Below are 21,311 nucleotides of genomic sequence, written 5' to 3'. Positions count from 1 at the left end.
GAGGGGTCACGGCACCGGCCGTGACCCCTCTTCTCGTTTTCGCGCCGGTCAGAAGGCCGTCAGCGTGAGTGTCATCTCGCGCGGGGCGCCGTCCTCGATGTACGAGGCGAAGTTGGCCACGTCGTCGAAGGCGAAGCCGTACGCCTTGCCGTCGGCGGACTGCTCGTGCAGCACGCGCGCGTAGTGGTTGGCGAGCTGGCCCTTGTAGAAGGTGCCCGGGTCGGTGGTGGGCTGGGCCGCGTGGTCGGCGAGGGTGGCGCGGTTGAGGGCGGCGCCGAGCACCGCGGCGACCGGGCCGCGCAGTCCGTCGTTGGGGGCTTGCAGGGCGCCGTGGCAGAAGAGCACATCGCGGGTGGAGGGCTTGGCGATGGAGAACTGGGCGGGGCCGCGGAAGGTGAACTGGTTGCCGCTGACCCGGCCGGTGAAGGTGCCCCTGTTGGTGGTGACCTTCAGGTCCTTGGACGTGTAGGCGTTCCAGGCGCGGTCGATGTACGGCGCGAAGTAGTTCCCGTCGAACAGCCCGGCGTCCAGGCCGTGGCTGGGGGCGATGACGCGCTTGTCGCCGACGACGAGCTTGCCGAAGCCGGGCGTACGGCCGATCTCGGAGAAGATCCGGGATCGGGCACCGGCCTTGAGCGCCCCGGCCGTCTGGTCGCGGGCGCCGACGAGGCGGATGGACATCGGGACGCTGAACATGTCGACGGCCGTGGTGTTGCAGTGCATGCCGGCCTGGTCGTAGGTGAACTCAGCGCAGTCGTGCACGATCTGGTAGTTGGGATCGCCGGACACCCAGCCGGCCGGGTAGGCCAGCGCGGGCCGGCCGTTGCCGTCCTTCACGGCCTTGAACTTCAGCTTGCTGCCGAGCGACGCGTAGATGCGGCCGGACATTTGCGGGATGCGCAGGGTGGTGTCGCCGTTCGCGGCGAGCGGTATGCCGTAGTCGGTGAAGCCGTCCGGGCGGTTGTCGGACAGGGCGATGGGCTTGATGTCGCCGTTCGCGGTGACCCGTACCTGCTGGCCCCCGGTGTTGCCGACGATGTAGATCCAGATGGCGTTGTTGGCGTAGCGGCCGGTCCGGTTGACGACGCGCAGCGGCAGTCCGGCCGCCGCCGCGCCGATGACCGGTGCGGCCCCGGCGGTGCTGTTCAGGAGGACGCTTGCGCCCGCTCCGGCGGCGGCGCTCGCGGCGAGGCCGCCGAGCAGGGTACGACGGGAGATCATGCGGTGGCTCCTTGCTGTACGGAGACGGACACGTGGTCGACGAGCAGGGAGCCGCCGGGGCGTGTCGCGTCGGTGGGGGTGGCGCGGCCCGCGACGCCGTCCGGGAAGGCGCCGCCCATCGCGAGGTTGAGCAGGATGAAGTGGCCGTGGTGGGTGGTGTTCGCCCAGGTGTTGGCGTCCATGTCGGCGGAGCTGACGGTGTGGAAGCGCTGCCCGTCCACGGACCAGTGCAGGTATTCGGTGGGACCGGTGCGGTCCAGTTCCAGGGCGTAGGTGTGGAAACCGGCCTGGCAGGAGGCGCCCGGGCAGACGCGGGAATTGCCCTTGCCCTGCGATTCGTTGCAGGGGCCGCCGGGGTTGACGCCGCAGTGCAGCACGCCCCAGACGCGGTTGTGCCCGTTGACGTTCTCCATGATGTCGTACTCGCCGATGCCCGGCCAGTTCCAGTAGTTGCCGCGGAACTTGTCGCCGAGCGTCCAGAACGCCGGCCAGTAGCCGAGCGCGGCGTCGCCGGAGACGTCCGGCATCTTGATGCGCGCCTCGATGCGCAGTTTGCCGCGGGCCGGGGCGGTGAAGTCCGAGCGGCGGGTCTCGATGCGGCCCGAGGTCCAGGTGCCGTTCTTCTTCAGAGCGGTGATCTTCAGATGCCCGGCGCCGTCGAGCTGCAGGTTCTCGGGGCGGTCGGTGTAGGTCTGGCGTTCGCCGGTGCCCCAGTTGGCGGGGCCGCCCGGGTAGCCGGTGCCGGTGTCGATGATCCAGTCACCGGACGACGGGCGGGAGCCGGCGGGACCGTTGAAGTCGGTGCGCCAGACTTCCGCGAACGTGGCCGCCGGTTCGCCGGCCGTGGCGGTGGGCTGGGCGGCGGGCCAGGCGACGACAAGGGCGAGGGCGGCGCCGAGCGAACCGAGCACTGCCGCGGTTCTCGCCCGCAGCCGCCTCCCTGTCGGTATTTTCGTGGTCATGACATGTGCTCCTCGACGGGGTGGGGGTGATGAGGAGTTCCGTTCTCACACGCGGCCTGAAAGGATTGAGAGCGCTCTCACGCCGCGTAGGGGCACACAGTGCCGACTTCCCGGCGAGCCGTCAAGGCTTGGCATCGTCACAGGAGTTGGCCCGATTTCGACTTCGGGGGTTGAATGGTGCATGCATCAAATGAGCGGCGGCCGACGCTGGAAGCGGTCGCCGCCCGGGCCGGCGTCTCGCGCGCCACGGTCTCACGCGTGGTCAACGGCGGTGCCGGCGTACGCGGTGAGGTGCGCGAACGGGTCCGGCGCGCGGTCACCGACCTGGGATACGTACCGAACAGCGCGGCCCGCTCACTGGTGACCCGGCGTACCGGCGCGGTCGCCGTGGTGATCGCCGAACCGGAGACCCGGGTCTTCGCCGACCCGTTTTTCGGCCGCCAACTGCGCGGCATCAGCAGGGAACTGTCCGCCGCCGACACCCAGCTGCTGCTCCTCCTCCAGGAGACCCGCGCCGACCACGAGCGCATCGGCCGCTACCTGTCCGCCGGGCACGCCGACGGCGTGCTGATGTTCTCGCTGCACCGCGACGACCCGCTGCCCGCGATGGCCGAGGCGTCCGGCCTGCCCACGGTCTACGGCGGCCGCCCCGGCTGGGCGGGCGCCGAGGACGCGCTGTACGTGGACACCGACAACCGGGACGGCGCCCGGCAGGCCGTACGCCATCTGCGCGCCCGCGGCCGCCGCCGGATCGCCGTGATCACCGGCCCGCTCGACCAGACCTCCGCCCAGGACCGCCTGGACGGCTACCGCGACGCCCTGGCCCCCGCGGCGGCCGACCCCCGGCTGATCGCGGACGGCGGCTTCACCGCGCAGGGCGGCGAGCGCGCCATGGCCGAACTCCTCGCCGCCGCCCCCGACCTGGACGGCGTCTTCGTCTGCTCCGACCTGATGGCCTCCGGCGCCCTGCGGACACTGCGGGCGCACGGACGGCGGGTGCCGGAGGACGTGGGCGTGGTGGGTTACGACGACCTGGACCCCGCGGCGTGGACGGACCCACCGCTGACCACCGTCCGCCAGGACGTGGAGGAAATGGGCCGCCTGATGGCACGGCTACTGCTGCGCCGCCTGGCGACGGGGCCGGGGGCCGCGCGGGACGAGCTGGCTCCGGTGGTCACGGCGGCGAAGCTGGTGGTGCGGGAGTCGGGATGAGGCGGAGATTGGGGGCGGGGGCCGGGCCGCCTGCGGGCCGGTACGTCCGGGTAGCGGACTCGCCGCTGACCACCGTGCGCCAGCGTGGAGGAAATGGGCCGCCCGGTGGCGCGGCTGCTGCGGCGTCTGGCCACGGGGCCGGGGGCGCGCAGGACGAGCTGGCCCCGGTGGTCACGGCGGCGAGGCTGGTGGTGCGGGAGACGGGGTGAGACGGAGATCGGGGAGCCAGGCTGCCTGCGGGCCGGTACGTCCGGATAACGGGTCCACCGCTGACCACCGTGCGCCAGGACGTGGAGAAGATGGGCCGCGCGGGACGAGCTGGCCCCGGTGGTCACGGCGGCGAGGCTGGTGGTGCGGGAGTCGGGATGAGCAGGGGTTCGGCTCCCAGGGCCCGGCCTGCGGACCGGTACGTCCGGATAGCGGACTGCGGGTACCGTTCGACGCCATGGGGCCGGAAGCGAAGATCGAAGCGGTGATCACGGTGCGCAGGGCGCTGGAGCTGCCCGCGCTGCGGCGGGGGCTGCCCGAGGTGCTGGCCGGTGAGGACCGTCTGGACCGCGCCGTGCGCTGGGTGCACGCGGGCGAGGTGCCGCATATCGCCTCGCTGCTCAAGGGCGGCGAGCTGCTGCTGACCACCGGCCTCGGCCTGGGCGCCCGCCCCTCCGAGCAGCGCGCCTTCGTCCGCGAGCTGGCCGACCGCGAGATCGCCGCCCTCGTCGTGGAGCTGGGCTCCCGCTTCGACGCGCTGCCGTCCGCCGTCGTCGACAGCGCGCGGGCCTGCGGCCTGCCGCTGGTGCAGCTGCACCGCGAGGTGCCGTACGTCGTCGTCACCGAGGAGATCCACACCGAGCTGGTCAACAGCCACTACCTGCTGCTGCGCCAGGCCGACGAGCTGCTGCGCAGCTGTACGGACGTCCTGCTGCGCGGCGGTGGCGCCCCCGAGGTGCTGCGGCGGCTGGCCGCCTTCACGGGCAACCCGCTCTGCCTGGAGGCCCCCGATGGCAGCCCCCTTTACGCGGCGGGCCCGGACGACGGCGGTGCCGCGGACGCCGACCCCCTCCAGGCGTGGGAGGGGCTGCGGGAGACCGGCCTGCGGGTGGACGTGCCCGGCGGCGGGCCCGGCCCGGATGCCGTACGGGCCCGGCTGGTCCTGCTGCCCGTGAACGGGCCCGTGGCGCCGGTGCACCGGATCGCCGCCGAGCGCCTGGCCGACCTGCTCGCCGTCGTGATGCTCCAGTCCCGCCAGGAAGAGGTGCTGGCGGCGCGCGGGCGCGGCGACTTCCTGGCCGACCTGGCGAAGGGCCGGATCACCGCGGGCGAGGCCCCGGCGCAGGCCCGCCTGCTGGGCTTCCGGCCGGGTGCCGAACCGATCGTGCCCGTGGTCATGCTGCTGCCTTCACAACTGCCCGCGCCGGGCAGTTGGGCAGTGCTGGCCCGCGCCCTGCGCGAAGAACTGTCCGCGCTGGGCGTGCCCGTCCTGCTCGGGGTACGGCCGGTGGAGGGCCGGGTGCCGCTGCTCGTGGCGCCGCGCGCGGGCCAGGACCGTACGGCCGTCGCCGACCGGGTGGCCGAGGCGCTGCGCGCCGGAGTCGTACGGGCCGGGGCCGACCGCCCGGCGGCGCGGCGCCCGGTGGTCGTGGTCGGCGCGGCGGGCGACTGGGCGGCGGCGGGGCCCGGGCTCGCGCACGCGACCGAGGCGGCGGCCGCCGCGCAGGGCCTGCCGGAACAGCCCTGGCACGACGCGCGCCGCCTGGACATCGAGCTGCTGCTCTGGCGGATGCGCGAGCACGGCGAACAGGGCGTGCTGACGGACTTCGTGGACCGTGCCATCGGCCCGCTGCTGCTCCACGACCGGTCCGCCCGCCAACCGCTGCTGCCGACGCTGGAGGCGTACCTGGCCAGCGCCGGGCGCAAGGCGGAGACGGCCCGCGACCTCAACGTCAACCGGCAGACGCTGTACGACCGCCTGGCCCGGATCGCCCAACTGCTGGGCACGGACCTGGACGACCCGCAGACGGTCCTCGGACTGCGGCTGGCGCTGCGGGCGCGGCGGCATACGGAGCGGGGGTGAGGGCGTCCCCGTAAGACGCCCGCTCAGGCCCGCAGCGTCTCGGCCGCCGTGCCGATGCCCAGCGCCAGCAGGACGCCGCCGGTGCCGCGCTCCAGGTTGCGGTGCACCTTGGGCCGCCGCAGCCACTGGAGCAGCCGTCCGGCGCACAGGGCCACGAGCAGCAGCCAGCCCGCCGCGATCACCGCGTCGATGACGCCGAAGAGCAGCGTCACACCGAGCACGGAGTGCCCCTCCGGCAGGAATTGGGGGACGACGGCCACGAAGAAGATGCCGACCTTGGGGTTGAGCAGGCAGCTGCAGAGCCCCTGCCGGAACGCCCGCGCCGCGCGGACCGCCGTCAGGTCCCCGCCGCCGGGCTCCCCCATCGCCTCCGTGCTGCCGGTGGCCGCCCTCCGGTACGTCCACAGGGCCTGCGCGCCCAGCACCACCAGATAGGCCGCGCCCACCAGCCGTACGGTCATGAAGGCCGCGTCCCAGCGCTGGAGCGCCGCCGCCAGCCCGGCCGCGGCGGCGACGGCCCAGGCCATCGAGCCCACCGCGGAGCCGACGGCGGAGGCCGCCCCGGCCCGCCTGCCACCGCGCAGGCAGTTGCGCAGCACCAGCAGGGTGTCGGGCCCGGGTGCGATGGTCACCAGCAGGGCGAAGAGCGCGAAGCCGAGAAGAGCGGCGGTCACGGCGGTCTCCTGTCGTACGGGGTGGGTCGGACCGCGGCCAGTGATCGTCCGCGGTGCCGGGCGACTCTACCCACCGCCGCCCTGGAAAAGGGCCCTTTTTCGCGGGCGCTCAGCCCTCCCGCCGCTGCATCAGCTCGTCGTACACGCTCAACACCTGCGCGACCGTGGCATCCTCGGTCGGCCAGCCCGCCGCCTGCGCGCGGCCGGCCGCGGCGAGCGTGTCCCGGCGGGCGGGGTCGGCGAGCAGACCGAGGACCGTACGGGCCAGGGCGGCGGCGTCTCCGTACGGGACCAGTTCGGCGGCGCGGCCGACCAGTTCGCGGGTGCCGCCGACATCGGTGGCGACCAGCGGCACCCCGGCCCGCAGCGCCTCCTGGGCGATCAGCGAGCGGGCCTCCCAGCGGCTGGGCAGCACCAGGAGGTCGGCGGCGGCGAGGAGTTCGGGCACGTCGTCGCGGCGGCCCAGCAGGCGTACCGGCAGCCCCTCGACGTCGATACGCCGCTGGAGCGACGCCCGCAGCCCGCCCTCCCCCGCGACCACGACCATCGGCTGCGGATCCAGGGCGCACCAGGCGTGCGCCGCGTCCAGCAGCAGGTCGTGTCCCTGGTGCGTCTCCAGGCGGCCGACGACGAGGATCAAGGGGCGGTCGACGGCACCCAGTTCGGCGCGCAGCTTGTGGGCCGGGCGGTCCTCCGCGGTGAGCGGGCGGCCGCCCGGACGGGGCGCAGGAATGGCGACGGGCGCCAGGCGCGCGTCCCGGGCGCCGCGCTCGCGCGCCCGGTCCACCAAATCGGAGCAGGCGCCCAGGACGACCGCGGCGGCCCGCGCCACGCGCCGTTCCAGCAGGCGGACGAGGCGGGCGCCCGGCCCGTCCGTGGGCGCCTTGGTGTGCCAGGTGACCACGAGGGGCACCTGGCGGCCCCGTGTGCCCTGGAGGGCCAACGAGGCGCGCAGGCCCGCCCGCAGGCCGTGCGCGTGCACCAGGTCGGCGTCCCCGCAGGCGGCGCGCAGCGAGGTGACGCTCGCCGGGTCGGCGCGCGGCGGTACGGGCACGAACCGGGCGCCCGCGTCCGTGTAGTCGTACGCGCCTTCCGTATCGGGCGGGGCGCACACCGTCACCCTGACCCCACGGGCCACCAGCCCGGCGGCCAGCGAACGGACGTGGGCGGCGCTGCCCGCGCCGCCGCGGCCCAGCACCTGGACCGTGCGCAGCGGCGACTGTCCGTGCGGCGGGGCCGGGGTGCTGGTCACGTGGGCGGGGCTCCAGATTCGGTGTCAGGTCGGGCGGCGCCGCGGGGCCCGCCGCCGCCCGGGACGAGGCCCGTGGGGGCGGCGCGCGGCCGTGCGCCGCACACGCTGGGCCCAGGATGCCAGCCCCGCCCGTGAATGCGGCACCGCCGACGGGCCGTTCCGAAGGCACACATCGCCCATACACTCACGTGACCACCCATATGGGCGACAAACCGGCCACCCCTCTGGCCCAGCGGCAGTGACCTGGTGCGGGGTCCGGCCGTTACGCGCCGGCAGCACCCGCCGCCCGGCTGATCCGGTCACCGGCAGCGGCGGCCACGACCAGGGCGGCGGCGTGCGCGGCCAGCCCCGTACGGCCGTATCCGGTGGCGATGGCGAGGCCGAGGCCCGCGCCCAGCGCGTGGGCGCCCGCGTCGCCGATCATGCTGCGCTCCCCCAGGTCGTCCGCGAGAACCGCGGCCGCGGCCCCTGCCGGAGCGGCGGACAGGGCCCCGGCCGGTCCGCTCCGCAGCAGACCCGGCGCCGCGGCGGCGAGCGTGGCGGCGGGCGCCCGGCCCGGCCGTACGTCCACCAGGTTCACGAAGTGCGCGGCGCCCGCGATCACCACTCCGGCCAGCGCCTTGTCCAGGGGCCGGTCCTTGACCAGCGCCCCGGCGGCCAGCCCGGCCGCGCCGATGCCGAACAGCTTCACCGCGCCGCTGGTCAACTCCCCGTCGCGCAGGGCCGACAGGTGCGCCCGGAAGCCGCGCCGCGGGTCGCCCGCCCCGGCGAGGTCGTCGTACAGGCCGCAGCCGCCCGCCGCCAGGACGGCCAGCGCCGCCGCGCCGCGCGTACGGGCGGGCAGCCCGGGCGCGGTCACGGCCGCGGCGGCGGTGCCCAGCACGACGGCCGGGCCGCTGTACAGGTCGACCGTGCGGCCTGCGTAGTTCGTCCGCTCCCAGCGTCCACGCCCGCCGGGCGCCCGGCGCCGGAGCAGGCCGTACGCGGCGCGGGTGACGGCCGCGGCGGTGCCGAGGGGAAGAGCCTTGGGCAGCGTTGTGATCATGGTCGTCAGGCTAGGGGGCAGGGGCCGGTACCGGTCAGGGGGATGGTTTCCCCTGCCGGTTCAGCGCCCGGCGCGGGCGGTTTCGAGGAGTTCCTCCGCATGGGCCCGGGCCGTCTCGGAGTCCTCCTGGCCCGCGAGCATGCGGGACAGTTCGCGGACCCGCTCCTCGCCCTCCAGGACCGTGACGCCGCTGCGCGTCACCGAACCGTCGTGGGTCTTCTCCACGAGCAGCTGGCGGTCGGCGAACGCGGCGACCTGCGGGAGGTGGGTGACCACCACGACCTGCGCCGACCGGGCCAGGCGTGCCAGCCGGCGGCCGACCTCCACCGCCGCCTTGCCGCCGACGCCCGCGTCCACCTCGTCGAACAGATACGTCGGTACCGGGTCGGAACCGGCGAAGACGACCTCCACCGCGAGCATCACGCGGGAGAGTTCACCTCCCGAGGCGCCCTTGGCGATCGGCCGGGGCGGGGTGCCGGGGTGCGGCGCGAGGAGGAGTTCCACCTCGTCGGCGCCGGTGGGGCCGAAGGCGACCGTACGGCCGCCGACCTCGATGCCGTCGTCCTCGTCGGCGGTCTCGGTCTGGGTGATCCGTACGCTCACCCGGGCGTGCGGCATGGCCAGCTCGGCCAGCTCGGCCGTCACCGCGTCGGCGAATCGCTTCGCCGACGCCTCGCGGGCGTCCGTCAACGCCTGCGCCAGGCGACCCAGTTCCGCGCGCAGCTCGTCCCGCTCGGCGGTCAGCTCGCCGATCCGGTCGTCGTCGCCGTCCAGTTCGGCGAGGCGGGCCGCGCCCTCCTCGGCCCAGGCCAGCACGGCGGCGATGTCCTCGCCGTACTTGCGTGTCAGGTGTGTGAGGGCGGCGCGGCGCTCCTCCACGGCCGCCAGCCGCAGCGGGTCGGCGTCCAGCCCGTCCGCATAGCTGGCCAGTTCGCCCGCCACGTCCGCCATCAGGATGCCGATCTCGCCCAGCCGCTCGGTGAGCGCGGACAGCGCCGGGTCGTGGCTGCGTACGGCGTCCAGCGCCCGGTGCGCGCCCGCGACCAGGGTGGTGGCGTCCACGGCCTCCAGGTCCTCGGGGTTGCCGGCCAGCGCGGCGTGCGCGGCCGCGGCGGCGGAGGCCAGGGACTCCGCGTGGCCGAGCCGTTCGGCCTCGGCGGCCAGCTCGGTGTCCTCGTCGGGCTGCGGTTCGACCGCGGCGATCTCCTCCAGGCCGAAGCGCAGCAGGTCGGCCTCCTGCGCGCGCTCGCGGGCCAGGGTCGTCAGCTCGTCCAGCTCGGCGGCGACGGCGCGCAGACGGCGGTAGGCGGCGGTGTACTCGGCGAGCGGCAGGGAGACCGCGTCGCCCGCGTAACGGTCCAGGGCCTGCCGCTGGCGGGCCGGGCGCAGCAGCCCCTGCTGGTCGGTCTGGCCGTGCACGGCGACCAGGTCGTCCGCCAACTCCCCCAGCAGTCCGACCGGTACGGAACGTCCGCCGACGTGGGCGCGCGAGCGGCCCTCGGCCGAGACCGTGCGGCTGATCAGCAGCGTCCCGTCGTCCAGCTCGGCGCCCGCCTCCTCGGCGCGCACCGCGGCCGGCGCGGCGGGGGCGACCGCTATGCGGCCCTCCACGACCGCCGACTTGGCGCCGATCCGCACCAGGGCGGGGTCGGCGCGCCCGCCGAGCAGCAGCCCGAGGCTGGTGACGACCATGGTCTTGCCCGCGCCCGTCTCGCCGGTCACCGCCGTGAAACCCGGCGACAGCTCGACGACGGCATCGTCAATGACGCCCAGGGACCTGATCCGCATCTCCTCCAACACGGATACGACCTTACGAGGTCCCGGGCCCGCCCCGCGACGGCCGCCCCTCGCCACGGCCCTCCGTCCTGCGGAAAACCCCACCCCAGGAACGGGTGGATACCTCATGGTGGAGCCCCCTCCCCGCCCGTCACGCTGGAAAGAGAACACGATCGGAAGGGTGTGCAGATGTCCGGGGGAAGTGCAGCGGGACCCCGTTCGGGGGCGGGGTTCCGCGCCGGGACGGGAGGCGGGGCGAAGGCCGGAGCCGGTGCGGACGGGCCGCCGGCCAAGGGCCGGGCGACCAGCGGGCTGGCGCGGGCGGCGCTGCGCGGGCACCGGGCGTCCTTCACCGGCACGGCGCTCGCGGCCCTGTTCGCGGCCACCGTGGTCAGCGCCTCGACCATGCTGCTGGCGGCGACCGGCGCGGAAGACGTCCCGCCCGCCGCCCGGCGCGCCATGGCCGCCTCCGAGATCGGCGTCATGGCCGCCGGTTTCCTGATCGTCTCGGTCTATCTGTCGGTGTTCGTGATCGCTTCGACGATGGGCACGGCCGTCACCCAGCAGCACCGCGAATTCGCGATGCTGCGGGCGATCGGCGCCCGGCCGTGGCAGATCCGGCGCGCGGTCGCGGCGCAGGCCGTGGCAGCCGCGGTGCCCTCCGCCGTGGCCGGGTTCGCGCTCGGCGGGGTGCTGGCGCGCTGGTGGTTCGGGGGCATGGCGGACCACGGCCTGATCCCGCCCGGCGTCGCCTTCACGTTCAGCTGGGTGGCGCTGCCCGTGTGCCTGGCGGTGGCGACGGTCACCTCGGCCCTCGCGGGCGTGCTCGCCGCGAGCCGCTTCGCCGGGCTGCGTCCCGCGCGCGCCCTGGAGGAGGCCGCGGCGGGCCGGCGCGAGCTGGGGCTGCTGCGGCTGCCGCTGGGGCTGGCCGCGGTGGCGGGCGGCGTGGTCGTCTCCTCGGTCCTGGCCCGGCAGCCGGAGAAGGCGGGCCAGGGTGCGTTCCTCGTGCTGCTGCTGTTCTGCTTCGGCGTCGGCCTGCTCGGGCCCCGCATCGTCGGCCCGGTGGCCTGGCTGGTCGCCCGGTCGGCGGACCGCCTCGGCAGCTCCGCCGAACTGGCCATGCTGAACGTGACGACCCAGTCCCGCCGCTTCTCCGCCGCCGTGGTCCCGCTGGTGCTGGTCGTCGCGTTCGGCACGACGAAGATCGCGATGCACACCACCGCCCTGCACCGCACCGGCTCCGCGGGCCCGGCACCGTCGGTCTGGATGGACTACGCGGTCACCGGTCTCTACGCGGGCTTCGCCGCCATCGCCGCGGCCAACACCCTCGCCATGATCACCACCGAGCGCCGCCGCGACCTGGCGCTGCTCCGCCTGATCGGCACCCACCCGCTCCGGCTGCGGTCCATGGCCGCCTGGGAGTCGGCCGTCGTCGCGGCCACGGCCCTGCTCCTGGGCACCGCCATCGCGCTCTGCACCCTGGCCCCGCTCCTGCGCTCCGCGTACGGAAGCGCCCTGCCGTACCTCCCCTGGACGACGGTCCTCGGCATATCCGGCGGCGTGCTCCTGCTGACCCTGCTCGCCACCGGCCTCCCGGTCCACGCGACCCTGCGTCGCCGCGCGACGGAGACGCTGGCGGCGGCCTGACCGGCCCGGCACCTCGCCGACGAACCGTACGAAACACCATCGGGGGACACATCATGGCCACACACCCGCATACGCACCAGCACTCTCGCCCGCAGCCGCATGCTCACCCGCACCAGCCCGGACCGACGTCGGCGACCGCCCGCCGCACCACCCGCCCGCGGCCCTCAGGGATCACCCTCGCGGCCCTGGCGACCGTGACCGCTCTGACCACCCTGACCGTCGCCTGCACGCCTCCCGCCTCGGCGCACACGGACCAGCCGGGCCGGCCGGGCCACTCGGCCCAGCGGCCCTCTCCGGCCTCCCTGGAGGGCGTATGGCGGACGGACGGATACGGCAGCCTCGTCACGATCGACGGCCGTCAGCTGCGTACGTACGAGACCACGGCCGTCAGCTGCCTCCCCGGCTCCGTGCGCGGCGTCCGTACGGGCCCGCCGGGTGCCGGGGGCCGGGCCGACTTCGCCGTGCCGGACGGCGCGCGCATCACGGTCGTACCGCGCGGCGGCGACGAGGCCCGTCTGAGCATTCAGGACAACGTCGGCCACCGCACCCTGCACCGGATCGCCGGGCTGCCCGCCCGCTGCCACCAGCCCCCGGCGAAGGATCCGCGTACGGTCTTCGACGTCTTCTGGCGTACCTACGCCGAGAACTATCCGTTCTTCGCCGCCAAGAAGACCGACTGGGCCGCGGTCCGCGACCGCTACCGGCCGCGTGTCACGGCGCGGACCACGGACGACGAACTCTTCGCGATCCTGCGGGAAATGATCGAGCCGCTGCACGACGGGCACACCCGCCTGTCCGCGGGCCCCGGCCGGGTGTACGCGGGCTCGCGGCCCGGGACGGCCCTCCCCACCCCGGCGTTCCTCAAGCAGGTGGACGCGGCGATCGCCGCCGGGCTCGGCCCGGGTGTCACCCGACAGCAGTGGGCCGGCGGCGCGCTTTCGTACGCCGACCTTCCCGACCGGCTCGGCTATCTGCGCATCACGTCCTTCCAGGGCTACACGGACCGGGAGGACTACGACAGCGATGTGGCGGAGCTGGACCGCGCGCTGGACGCGGTGTTCACCAAGGCCCGTACGTCCGGCCCGAAGGCGCTGCGCGGCCTGGTCGTCGATCTGCGGCTGAACGGCGGCGGTTCGGACCAGCTCGGGCTGCGCGTCGCCGCCCGGCTGACCGGCCGCCCGTACCTCGCCTATCGCAAACACGCCCGCAACGACCCAGCTGACGCGCGGAAGTTCACCCCCGACGAGCCCGCGCGGATACGCCCGCACGACGGCCCGCGCTACACGGGCCCGCTGGCGCTGCTGACCGGGCCGCTGACGATCAGCGCGGGCGAGACCTTCACCCAGTCCCTGCTGGGCCGTACGCCCGCACCGGCCCGGATCGGCGAGAACACCCAAGGCGTCTTCTCCGACACCCTGGACCGCACGCTGCCGAACGGCTGGAAGTTCGCCCTGCCGAACGAGGAGTTCCTGACCGCCGACGGCCGCACCTTCGACGGCACGGGCATACCCCCGACCGTCCGCACGCCGGTCTTCACACCCGAGGACCTGGCGTCCCGGCGCGATCCGGCCCTCGCGCGGGCTCGCGCCCTGCTGTCCGGCCACCAGGAGAAGCCATGACCCGGGCCTCGGCGAGCGGATCGGCGAGCGGCAGATCACCGCTGGCGTTCGTCACGCTGCTAGCCGTCTTCTCCGTCCCGTTCTGGCTGGCCGGGGCTGTCGTCGACGGGACCGGCGCGCTGCCGATGGGCATGCCGGTGAGCGCGTTCCAGTTCGTCCTGCCGGTCACGGTGGCCCTGATCCTCGCCTTCCGGGAGGAGGGCGGGGCCGGGGTGCGGCGGCTGATGAAGCGGGCCGTCTCCGGGGCCGGAACCTCGCGTCGCGCCTTGTGGGCCACCGCCGTCCTCCTGGTCCCGGCCCTGCTCCTCGTGACCTACGGGCTGATAACACTGGCCGGGAAGCCGCCCAGCGGGTCGCACTCCCCGCTCGCGTCCCTACCGCTGCTGCTCGCCCTGTACCTCCTCGCCGCACTGGCCGAGGAGGCGGGCTGGACGGGCTATCTCCTGCGGCCCGTGCAGGAGCGCTACGGAGCGCTCGGCGCCGGGCTGGTGATCGGGCTGATATGGGCGGCCTGGCACCTGGTCGCATACGTCCAGGCGGGCAGGTCGGCCCCGTGGATCGCCGGCCAGGTGCTCGGATCGGTCGCGGTGCGGGTCCTGATCGTCCGGCTGGTCGCCAACGCCGGCGGCGCCGTACTCATCGCGGTCGTCGTGCACACCACGATCAACCTCGCCCAGTCCCTGTTCCCCGGCTACCCGGACCAGCCCGCGCCCGCGCTGCTCCACGGCCTGCTGGCGACGCTCACGGCCGCGGTCGTGGTCCTGGGCGCAAGACCCAGGACCACGCCCCGTAAGAACAGCCGTGAAGCCCACGAACCCCCTACTGCGGTGCCCCTCGCCACCCCGCCACCGGCAGGGCGAACTTGGCGACCAGGCGGTCCGTGAAGGAAGCGTGGTGCAGGCGGGCGAGGCGTACGGGGACCGCGCCGCGGCGGACCTCGACGCGGGCGCCGGCGGGGAGTTCGACGCTGCGGCGGCCGTCGCACCACAGCACGCCGTGCGGCGTCTTGGGCTGCACCTCCACCGCCAGCACCGAGTCCGGCGAGGTGACCAGCGGCTTGGCGAACAGCGCGTGGGCGCTGATCGGCACCATCAGCAGCGCCTCGACCTCGGGCCAGACCACCGGACCCCCCGCCGAGAAGGCGTAGGCGGTGGAGCCGGTCGGTGTCGCGCACACCACGCCGTCGCCGCCGAAGCGCGAGACGGGCCGCCCGTCGACCTCCGTGACGACCTCCAGCATCCGTTCGCGCGCGGCCTTCTCCACCGACGCCTCGTTCAGCGCCCAGTCGGTGTGCGCGATGCTGCCGTTGTTGCGGACGAGCACGTCGAGGGTCATCCGCTCCTCGACCTCGTAGGAGCGGGTGACGACCCGGTCGACGACCTTGTCCAGGTCGTCGCGTTCGGCCTCCGCGAGGAAGCCGACCCGGCCGAGGTTGACGCCGAGCATCGGCACCCCGGACGTGCGGGCGAAGTCCGCGCCGCGCAGCAGTGTGCCGTCGCCGCCGAGGACGACGAGCAGTTCGCAGCCCTCGGCCGCGCACTGCTCGGACTCGACGCGTTCCACGGACGCCGGCAGCGGCAGGTCGGCCGCTTCCTCGGCCAGCACCCGTACGCCGATGCCGCTGCGCAGCAGCCCCTGGACGACGAGTTCGGCGCTGCGCACGGCCGCGGGGCGGCCGGTGTGCGCGAGCAGGAAGACGGTGCGCTGCCCGTCCTCCGCTGTCCGGCCGGTGCCGTGTGCCGGCGCCGCGGTACGCGCGCCGGCCGTATCGGCCGTCCCGGCCGCTCCGGATGTTTCAGAACTGGTCAACGGGGCCCCTCCGCCACTGCTCGGTCGACGTCCGCCGGGTCCAGTGCAGGCGCCCCGGCGCGCAGCCACAGAAAGTACTCGACATTGCCGGAGGGACCGGGCAACGGGCTCGCGGTCACCCCGGCCACGCCCAGGCCCAGCGCGGCGGCCCGCTCCGCGACGCCGCGCACCGCCTCGGCCCGCAGTTCGGCGCTGCGCACCACGCCGCCGCTGCCCAGGCGCTCCTTGCCGACCTCGAACTGCGGCTTGACCATCAGCACCAGGTCGGCGTCGGGCGCCGCGCAGCGCACGAGCGCGGGCAGCACCAGGCCGAGCGGGATGAAGGACAGGTCGCCGACGACGAGATCGACGGGTACGCCGTCGATCTGCTCCAGGGTCATTTCGCGGACGTTCGTACGGTCCTTGACGGTGACCCGGTCGTCGCTCTGCAGCGACCAGGCGAGCTGTCCGTACCCGACGTCCACTGCGACGACGTGCCCGGCCCCGGCGCGCAGCAGCACGTCCGTGAAGCCGCCGGTGGAGGCGCCCGCGTCCAGCGCGCGGCGGCCGGCCACCTCCAGACCGAGGGGGGTGAACGCGGCGAGCGCCCCGGCCAGCTTGTGGCCGCCGCGCGAGACGTAGTCGGGGTCGCTGTCGTCGGCGCGTACGACCAGGGCCGCGCTGGTCTCCACCTGGGTGGCGGACTTGGTCGCCGTCGCCCCGGCGACGGTCACCCGCCCCGCGGCGATCAGCTGGCTCGCGTGCTCGCGGGACCGGGCCATCTTGCGGCGCACCAGCTCCGCGTCGAGTCGGCGTCGTGCCACACCTGCCACCTGTGGTTCAGCTCCTGTTGTCGTACGTTGCGGACGGCTGCGGGGACTGGGGCGCGCCGGACGGGCCGGCGGGCCCGGGGCGCTGGTCGAGAGCGGCCAGCGCGTCGCGCAGTCCCCGGTGCACATCCTCGTACACCTCCAGGTGCCCGCTCGCGGCGAGGTGGTCGGCGTCGGCGAGGCGCCGCAGCTGGGCGTCCACGTCGGCGTTCCCGGTGGGCGTGACGGCGACGCCGAGCGGCTGCGGTGCGGCGGGCGCGTCCGGCACCTGCCGGTCCGGCTCCGATCCGTCCGGCTCCGGCCCGGCCGTGCCCGGCCCGCCCGCATCCGGAGCACCCGCTTCCGGAACTCCCGGTTCCGTACGGCCGGCATCCGTACCGTCCGGCACCGCGCCCGCCACCGGCTCTCTCGGCTCTTCCATGCCTTGACGCTACCTCGAACCGGCCGTCCTCCGGGCCACCGGACGCCCGCCCCGCGGCGGCGTATCGTCGATCGCGATGGCAACCCTCGAAGAGTGCCGCGCCGCCCTCGGCCGGCTCGCACAGAACCTTTCCACCGCCGACGGCGACGTGCGCGGTGCCGCCGCGCTCGACCGGTCGCTGAGCTGCCGGATCACCGACCTGGACGTGACCTTCGTCGGACGGCTGGCCAACGGCGCCCTCCAGGACGTCACCAGCGTCCACGGGCCACCGCCCGGCCGGGCCCAGATCCGCCTGTCGATGCGCGGCGACGACCTGGTGGCCCTGGTCGACGGCGAGCTGCACTTCGCCAAGGCGTGGGGCAGCGGCCGGGTCAAGCTGGAGGCGGGCTTCCGCGACCTGCTGCGCCTGCGGGCGCTGCTGTGACGACGGGCCCGGCCGTTGCACGGCGGCCGGGCCCGCCGCGGACTCAGGACGCCGCCGCGGCCGTCTCCTTCGCGCGCGCTTTGCGCGCCGCCGGGACCACCAGCGGGGTGCCCGTCTCCGGGTCGTCGATGACCTGGCACTTCAGGCCGAAGACCCGCTCGACGAGGTCGGCGGTGACGACATCCTGCGGCGCCCCCTCGGCGACGATCTCGCCGCCGCGCATCGCAATCAGGTGGGTGGCGTAGCGCGCGGCGTGGTTGAGGTCGTGCAGGACGGCGACGAGCGTGCGGCCCTGCTCCTCGTGCAGTTCGGCGCACAGGTCCAGCACCTCGATCTGGTGCTGGATGTCCAGGTATGTGGTGGGCTCGTCCAGGAGCAGCAGCGGCGTCTGCTGGGCGAGCGCCATGGCGATCCACACGCGCTGCCGCTGGCCGCCGGAGAGTTCGTCCACGTAGCGCTCGGCCAGCTCGCCGACGCCGGTCGCGTCCATCGACTCCCGTACGATCCGCTCGTCCTCGCCCGACCACTGGCGCAGCAGCCCCTGGTGCGGGTAGCGGCCGCGGGCCACCAGGTCGGCGACGGTGATCCCGTCAGGCGCGATGGAGGACTGCGGCAGCAGCCCGAGCGTACGGGCGACCTTCTTGGCGGGGAGCGAGGAGATGGCCGCGCCGTCCAGCAGCACCGAGCCGGCGGCCGGCTTGAGCATCCGCGACAGCGCGCGCAGCAGCGTGGACTTGCCGCAGGCGTTCGGCCCGACGATCACCGTGAAGGACTGGTCCGGTATGGCCACCGAGAGGTCCTCGGCGATGACCCGCTGGTCGTAGGCGAGGGTCACGTTCTCGGCCGTGAGACGGCTCACTGCGTTGCTCCTTGTCGGGTCTGCGTCGTGGGGGCCCGGTGCGGCGCGCCGGGCGGCGCGCGGTGGCCGGTGACGGTACGGCTCATATCCGGCCCGCCTTGCGCTCGGAGGCCAGCAGCCACAGCAGGTAGCAGCCGCCGAGAACGCCGGTCAGCACGCCGACCGGCAGCTGGTCGGCGCCGAAGACCTGCTGCGAGATCCAGTCGGCGCTCACCAGGAGGGCGGCGCCCATGAGGGCGGCGGGCAGCAGGTTGGGGCCGGGCGCGCGGGTCAGGCGGCGCGCGAGCTGCGGCGCGGTCAGGGCGAGGAAGGCGATCGGCCCGGCCGCCGCGGTCGAGGCGGCGACCAGCACCACGGCCGCCACCAGCAGCACCATGCGTACCCGCTGGACCGGGACGCCCAGCGCGTACGCGGCGTCGTCGCCCATCTCCAGCATGCGCAGCGGCCGCCCGTACACCAGGGCCAGCGGGATCAGCACGGCGCACACCAGAGCCAGCGGCCACACCTGGCTCCAGTCCCGGCCGCTGAGCGTGCCGACCATCCATGTGGTGGCCTGGGACGCCTCGACGATGTTCGCCTTGGTCATCAGGTAGAGGACGATCGCGTAGAGCATCGCGGCGGCGCCGATGCCGACGAGCACGAAGCGGTAGCCGTGGATGCCGCCCTTCCAGGCCAGCAGGAAGATCACCAGTCCGGTGACGACGCCGCCGACGACCGAGCCGGCCGCGATGGCGGCGGCGCCGCCCTGGAAGAAGACGATGATCAGCAGCGCGCCGACCGTGGAGCCCTGGGAGAAGCCGAGGACGTCGGGGCTGCCCAGCGGGTTGCGGGAGACCGCCTGGAAGACCGCGCCGGCCACGCCGAACGCTGCGCCGACCAGCAGCCCGACCAGGACCCGCGGCAGCCGCAGGTCGTTGACGATGAACTCCTGGGCGGTGGTGCCGGAGCCGGTGAGGGTGGCGAGGACGTCACCGGGGCTCATCGGGAAGTCGCCGGTGCCGATCAGCAGCACGCTCGCGGCCAGCGCCACCACGGCCAGCAGCACCGTGACGAGGAGGGTACGCAGGTCCAGGCGCACGGACAGGCCCCCGGCGGTGCGCACCGCCCGCAGGGACCCGCCGGTCCGCGCGGCCGCCGCGCCGGCCGTGCCGGATGCCGCGCCGGTGTCGGTGTCGGTCTTGACGGTGGAACTCACAGCTGGGCCATCCTCCGACGCCGTACGAGATAGATGAAGACCGGGCCGCCGATGACGGCCGTCACGATGCCGACCTGGATCTCCCCCGGCCGGGCCACGACGCGCCCCAGGACGTCCGCGCCGAGCAGCAGGACCGGCGAGAGCACCGCGGAGTACGGCAGGATCCAGCGCAGGTCGGGTCCGGTGACGGCGCGGACGATGTGCGGGACCATCAGGCCGACGTAGACGATCGGGCCGCAGGCGGCGGTCGCGCCGCCGCACAGCAGGGTGACGGCGATCATGGCCAGCGCCCGGGTGCGGGTCAGCCGCGCGCCGAGCGCCCGGGCCTGGTCGTCGCCGAGCGCAATGGCGTTCAGGGGCCGCCCGACGGCGAGCGCGATGACCGCGCCGGCCGCGAGGAAGGGCGCGACCTCCTGCACCGTGGTCATGGTGGCGGAGGCCAGCGAGCCGACCGTCCAGAAGCGCATCTTGTCCAGCGCCGCGGTGTCCATGATGTTGACGGCGTTGATGTAGCCGATCAGCGCGGCGGACAGGGCGGTTCCGGCCAGCGCGAGCCGTACGGGTGTGGCGCTGCGGGTGCCGCCGAGGACGTACACGGCGACCGAGACGACCGCGGCGCCGAGGAAGGCGAACCAGACGTACCCGGTCAGTGAGGTGACCCCCAGGAAGCTGATGGCGGAGACGACGGCCGCCGAGGCGCCCGCGTTGATGCCGAGGACGCCGGGGTCGGCGAGCGGGTTGCGGGTGAGCGCCTGCATCACGGTGCCGGCGAGGCCCAGGGCGGCGCCGGCCAGCAGGCCGAGGAGGGTGCGCGGCAGGCGGACGTCCCGTACGACCACGTCGGTGTCGTTGCCCGTGTAGTGGAAGAGGGCGTGCCACACCTGGTCGAGGGGCACCTGTTTCGCGCCCACGGCGATGCCCAGGACGGTGACGACGGCGAGCGCGCCGACGGCGGCGACGAGCCCCGCCGAGCGAGTGATCTGCCGCCGTCGCGGTGCCGCGGGGGCGTTTGCTGCTTCGGGGGGACTGTCAACCAACACGGGAGTTAGGTTAGCCTACCCTCACGATCAGACATCAAGTCGTTCTGCAGGGCCTTTTACCGGCCCTTTGCCGTACGTCCCGATGTCCGGCCGAAACCGTACTGAAGACCGTGAACGACCGGCTGAAGTCCCGTCAAGCCTTGCCGGCCGTGCCGAGGCCCAGCCCAGAGAGAAGCACTGCAGCCATGAGCACCTCCCGAAGCGTATCCCTCACCCGCCGCGGCGTCCTCGCCGCGGGTGGCGCCGTCGGCATCGGCGCCCTGCTGGCCGCCTGCGGAGGCGGGAAGGACTCGGGCTCCAAGGGCGACGTCAAGGGCGGTGCCTGGTCCTTCACCGACGACCGCAAGAAGAAGGTCTCCCTCGACCACACGCCGCAGCGCATCGTCGCCTTCACCGGCACCGCCGCCGCCCTGTACGACTTCGGCATCGACAAGCAGGTCGTCGGCGTCTTCGGCCCGACCAAGCTCAAGAACGGCAAGCCGGACCCGCAGGCCGGGGACATCGACGTGGACCGGGTCACCATCATCGGCAACGCGTACAACCAGTTCGCGGTCGAGAAGTACGCCGCCCTCAACCCCGATCTGCTGATCACCAACATGTACGAGCCGGGCGCCCTGTGGTTCGTGCCGGAACAGAGCAAGGACAAGATCACCAAGCTGGCCGAGCAGGTGGCCATCACCTCGGCCCGGGTCCCGCTGGTGAAGATCATCGAGCGGTACGCCGAGCTGGCGCAGTCCCTCGGCGCCGATCTGAAGGCCAAGAAGGTCACCGACGCCAAGGCCCGCTTCGAGAAGGCCGCGGCCGAGCTGCGCAAGGCCGCCAAGTCCAACCCGGTCCGGGTGCTCGCCTGCTCCGGCAGCGCCGACCTGTTCTACGCCTCCAACCCGGGCATCAACTCCGACATCATGTACTACAAGTCGCTCGGCGTGGACATCATCGTTCCGGACAACCTGGACAAGGGCGGCTACTTCGAGAACCTGAGCTGGGAGAACGCCGACAAGTACCCGGCCGACGTGCTGATGCTGGACAACCGCACCTCGGCCCTCCAGCCCAAGGACCTGGCCGCCAAGCCCGCCTGGAACAAACTGCCCGCCGTCAAGGCCGGCCAGGTCACCGGCTGGTCCAGCGAGCCGCGCTTCTCCTACGCGGGCGCCGCCCCGCTGATGGAAGAGCTCACCAAGGCCATCCAGAACGCCAAGAAGGTCGCCTGACGCGACGCCGGGCCGGCCGCCGCACCGGCCGGCCCGGCCGAGCGCCCGCCCCCACCGCCAGTCA

At 74.2% G+C, this 21,311-nt stretch carries 19 protein-coding genes; 7 read left to right on the top strand and 12 right to left on the bottom strand.

What is annotated here, in order from left to right:
* Window positions 1-48: 48 nt before the first annotated feature.
* Together CP984_RS32115 and CP984_RS32110 are read right to left on the bottom strand one after the other, a co-directional pair.
* On the bottom strand, window positions 49-1,221 hold the full coding sequence (locus CP984_RS32115) for a beta-1,3-glucanase family protein (RefSeq protein WP_003986588.1): 1,173 nt from the start codon (window positions 1,219-1,221) through the stop codon (window positions 49-51).
* On the bottom strand, window positions 1,218-2,183 hold the full coding sequence (locus CP984_RS32110) for a glycoside hydrolase family 16 protein (protein ID WP_030178934.1): 966 nt from the start codon (window positions 2,181-2,183) through the stop codon (window positions 1,218-1,220). The genes CP984_RS32115 and CP984_RS32110 overlap by 4 nt, the downstream gene beginning before the upstream one ends.
* A 174-nt stretch (window positions 2,184-2,357) precedes the next feature.
* Between CP984_RS32110 and CP984_RS32105 the strand changes: the two genes are divergently transcribed.
* Both CP984_RS32105 and CP984_RS32100 read left to right on the top strand, forming a co-directional pair.
* Window positions 2,358-3,395, top strand: a complete 1,038-nt coding sequence (locus CP984_RS32105; RefSeq protein WP_003986586.1) for a LacI family DNA-binding transcriptional regulator — start codon at window positions 2,358-2,360, stop codon at window positions 3,393-3,395.
* Window positions 3,396-3,840: 445 nt separating this feature from the next.
* Window positions 3,841-5,466, top strand: a complete 1,626-nt coding sequence (locus CP984_RS32100; protein ID WP_030178937.1) for a PucR family transcriptional regulator — start codon at window positions 3,841-3,843, stop codon at window positions 5,464-5,466.
* A gap of 23 nt (window positions 5,467-5,489) precedes the next feature.
* On the opposite strand, the gene CP984_RS32095 is transcribed toward CP984_RS32100, so the two are convergent.
* From CP984_RS32095 to recN, 4 genes are all read right to left on the bottom strand, one after another.
* A complete protein-coding gene (locus CP984_RS32095) occupies window positions 5,490-6,140 on the bottom strand; it encodes a LysE family translocator (protein WP_003987409.1) in 651 nt (216 codons plus the stop codon).
* A 109-nt stretch (window positions 6,141-6,249) separates the two neighbouring features.
* Complete coding sequence (locus tag CP984_RS32090; RefSeq protein WP_003987410.1) at window positions 6,250-7,392, bottom strand: glycosyltransferase family 4 protein; 1,143 nt, start codon at window positions 7,390-7,392, stop codon at window positions 6,250-6,252.
* 262 nt (window positions 7,393-7,654) lie between these two features.
* The gene (locus tag CP984_RS32085; protein WP_030191390.1) at window positions 7,655-8,437 is read right to left on the bottom strand and encodes a hypothetical protein; all 783 of its coding nucleotides are present in this window, start codon (window positions 8,435-8,437) and stop codon (window positions 7,655-7,657) included.
* Between the two features lie 60 nt (window positions 8,438-8,497).
* Window positions 8,498-10,225: a DNA repair protein RecN gene (gene recN, locus CP984_RS32080; RefSeq protein WP_003984785.1), complete on the bottom strand. Its 1,728-nt coding sequence runs from the start codon at window positions 10,223-10,225 to the stop codon at window positions 8,498-8,500.
* 177 nt (window positions 10,226-10,402) lie between these two features.
* Here recN and CP984_RS32075 point away from each other — a divergent pair, with 177 nt between their 5' ends.
* From CP984_RS32075 to CP984_RS32065, 3 genes are all read left to right on the top strand, one after another.
* Window positions 10,403-11,860: an ABC transporter permease gene (locus CP984_RS32075; protein ID WP_003984786.1), complete on the top strand. Its 1,458-nt coding sequence runs from the start codon at window positions 10,403-10,405 to the stop codon at window positions 11,858-11,860.
* 194 nt (window positions 11,861-12,054) lie between these two features.
* Window positions 12,055-13,479, top strand: a complete 1,425-nt coding sequence (locus CP984_RS32070; protein WP_003984787.1) for a S41 family peptidase — start codon at window positions 12,055-12,057, stop codon at window positions 13,477-13,479.
* Window positions 13,476-14,363 (top strand): CPBP family glutamic-type intramembrane protease, encoded by an 888-nt coding sequence (locus CP984_RS32065; protein WP_003984788.1) that lies wholly within the window; start codon window positions 13,476-13,478, stop codon window positions 14,361-14,363. Before CP984_RS32070 ends, CP984_RS32065 begins: the two co-directional genes overlap by 4 nt.
* On the opposite strand, the gene CP984_RS32060 is transcribed toward CP984_RS32065, so the two are convergent.
* The 3 genes from CP984_RS32060 to CP984_RS42845 all read right to left on the bottom strand — a co-directional run bounded on the left by CP984_RS32060 (window position 14,299) and on the right by CP984_RS42845 (window position 16,518).
* A complete protein-coding gene (locus CP984_RS32060; protein WP_030653435.1) occupies window positions 14,299-15,171 on the bottom strand; it encodes an NAD kinase in 873 nt (290 codons plus the stop codon). The genes CP984_RS32065 and CP984_RS32060 overlap by 65 nt on opposite strands.
* Before the next feature lie 113 nt (window positions 15,172-15,284).
* Entirely contained in the window at window positions 15,285-16,100 is an 816-nt protein-coding gene (locus CP984_RS32055) for a TlyA family RNA methyltransferase (RefSeq protein ID WP_003984790.1), read from the bottom strand.
* Window positions 16,101-16,107: 7 nt separating this feature from the next.
* Window positions 16,108-16,518 carry a hypothetical protein gene (locus tag CP984_RS42845; RefSeq protein WP_003984791.1) on the bottom strand — a complete coding sequence of 137 codons (411 nt, stop codon included), beginning with the start codon at window positions 16,516-16,518 and terminating at the stop codon, window positions 16,108-16,110.
* 76 nt (window positions 16,519-16,594) lie between these two features.
* Here CP984_RS42845 and CP984_RS32045 point away from each other — a divergent pair, with 76 nt between their 5' ends.
* Window positions 16,595-16,942 carry a hypothetical protein gene (locus tag CP984_RS32045; RefSeq protein ID WP_003984792.1) on the top strand — a complete coding sequence of 116 codons (348 nt, stop codon included), beginning with the start codon at window positions 16,595-16,597 and terminating at the stop codon, window positions 16,940-16,942.
* A 43-nt stretch (window positions 16,943-16,985) separates the two neighbouring features.
* On the opposite strand, the gene CP984_RS32040 is transcribed toward CP984_RS32045, so the two are convergent.
* The 3 genes from CP984_RS32040 to CP984_RS32030 all read right to left on the bottom strand — a co-directional run bounded on the left by CP984_RS32040 (window position 16,986) and on the right by CP984_RS32030 (window position 20,036).
* On the bottom strand, window positions 16,986-17,801 hold the full coding sequence (locus CP984_RS32040) for an ABC transporter ATP-binding protein (RefSeq protein ID WP_003984793.1): 816 nt from the start codon (window positions 17,799-17,801) through the stop codon (window positions 16,986-16,988).
* Between the two features lie 82 nt (window positions 17,802-17,883).
* Window positions 17,884-18,996, bottom strand: a complete 1,113-nt coding sequence (locus CP984_RS32035; RefSeq protein ID WP_003984794.1) for a FecCD family ABC transporter permease — start codon at window positions 18,994-18,996, stop codon at window positions 17,884-17,886.
* Window positions 18,993-20,036, bottom strand: a complete 1,044-nt coding sequence (locus tag CP984_RS32030) for a FecCD family ABC transporter permease (RefSeq protein WP_003984795.1) — start codon at window positions 20,034-20,036, stop codon at window positions 18,993-18,995. The genes CP984_RS32035 and CP984_RS32030 overlap by 4 nt, the downstream gene beginning before the upstream one ends.
* 185 nt (window positions 20,037-20,221) lie before the next feature.
* Here CP984_RS32030 and CP984_RS32025 point away from each other — a divergent pair, with 185 nt between their 5' ends.
* Window positions 20,222-21,247 (top strand): ABC transporter substrate-binding protein, encoded by a 1,026-nt coding sequence (locus CP984_RS32025; protein ID WP_003984796.1) that lies wholly within the window; start codon window positions 20,222-20,224, stop codon window positions 21,245-21,247.
* The last annotated feature ends 64 nt before the right edge of the window (window positions 21,248-21,311 follow it).

The sequence above is a fragment of the Streptomyces rimosus genome (assembly GCF_008704655.1).
GTDB classification, from domain to species: Bacteria; Actinomycetota; Actinomycetes; order Streptomycetales; family Streptomycetaceae; genus Streptomyces; species Streptomyces rimosus.
This window is presented reverse-complemented; position numbering and strand designations above follow the sequence as displayed.

Excerpts from the sequence above, each read along its gene's own strand:
- CP984_RS32115 (WP_003986588.1), bottom strand. The coding sequence starts at position 1,221 with ATGATCTCCCGTCGTACCCTGCTCGGCGGCCTCGCCGCGAGCGCCGCC.
- CP984_RS32110 (WP_030178934.1), bottom strand. The coding sequence starts at position 2,183 with ATGACCACGAAAATACCGACAGGGAGGCGGCTGCGGGCGAGAACCGCG.
- CP984_RS32105 (WP_003986586.1), top strand. The coding sequence starts at position 2,358 with ATGGTGCATGCATCAAATGAGCGGCGGCCGACGCTGGAAGCGGTCGCC.
- CP984_RS32100 (WP_030178937.1), top strand. The coding sequence starts at position 3,841 with ATGGGGCCGGAAGCGAAGATCGAAGCGGTGATCACGGTGCGCAGGGCG.
- CP984_RS32085 (WP_030191390.1), bottom strand. The coding sequence starts at position 8,437 with ATGATCACAACGCTGCCCAAGGCTCTTCCCCTCGGCACCGCCGCGGCC.
- recN (WP_003984785.1), bottom strand. The coding sequence starts at position 10,225 with ATGCGGATCAGGTCCCTGGGCGTCATTGACGATGCCGTCGTCGAGCTG.
- CP984_RS32075 (WP_003984786.1), top strand. The coding sequence starts at position 10,403 with ATGTCCGGGGGAAGTGCAGCGGGACCCCGTTCGGGGGCGGGGTTCCGC.
- CP984_RS32065 (WP_003984788.1), top strand. The coding sequence starts at position 13,476 with ATGACCCGGGCCTCGGCGAGCGGATCGGCGAGCGGCAGATCACCGCTG.
- CP984_RS42845 (WP_003984791.1), bottom strand. The coding sequence starts at position 16,518 with ATGGAAGAGCCGAGAGAGCCGGTGGCGGGCGCGGTGCCGGACGGTACG.
- CP984_RS32045 (WP_003984792.1), top strand. The coding sequence starts at position 16,595 with ATGGCAACCCTCGAAGAGTGCCGCGCCGCCCTCGGCCGGCTCGCACAG.
- CP984_RS32025 (WP_003984796.1), top strand. The coding sequence starts at position 20,222 with ATGAGCACCTCCCGAAGCGTATCCCTCACCCGCCGCGGCGTCCTCGCC.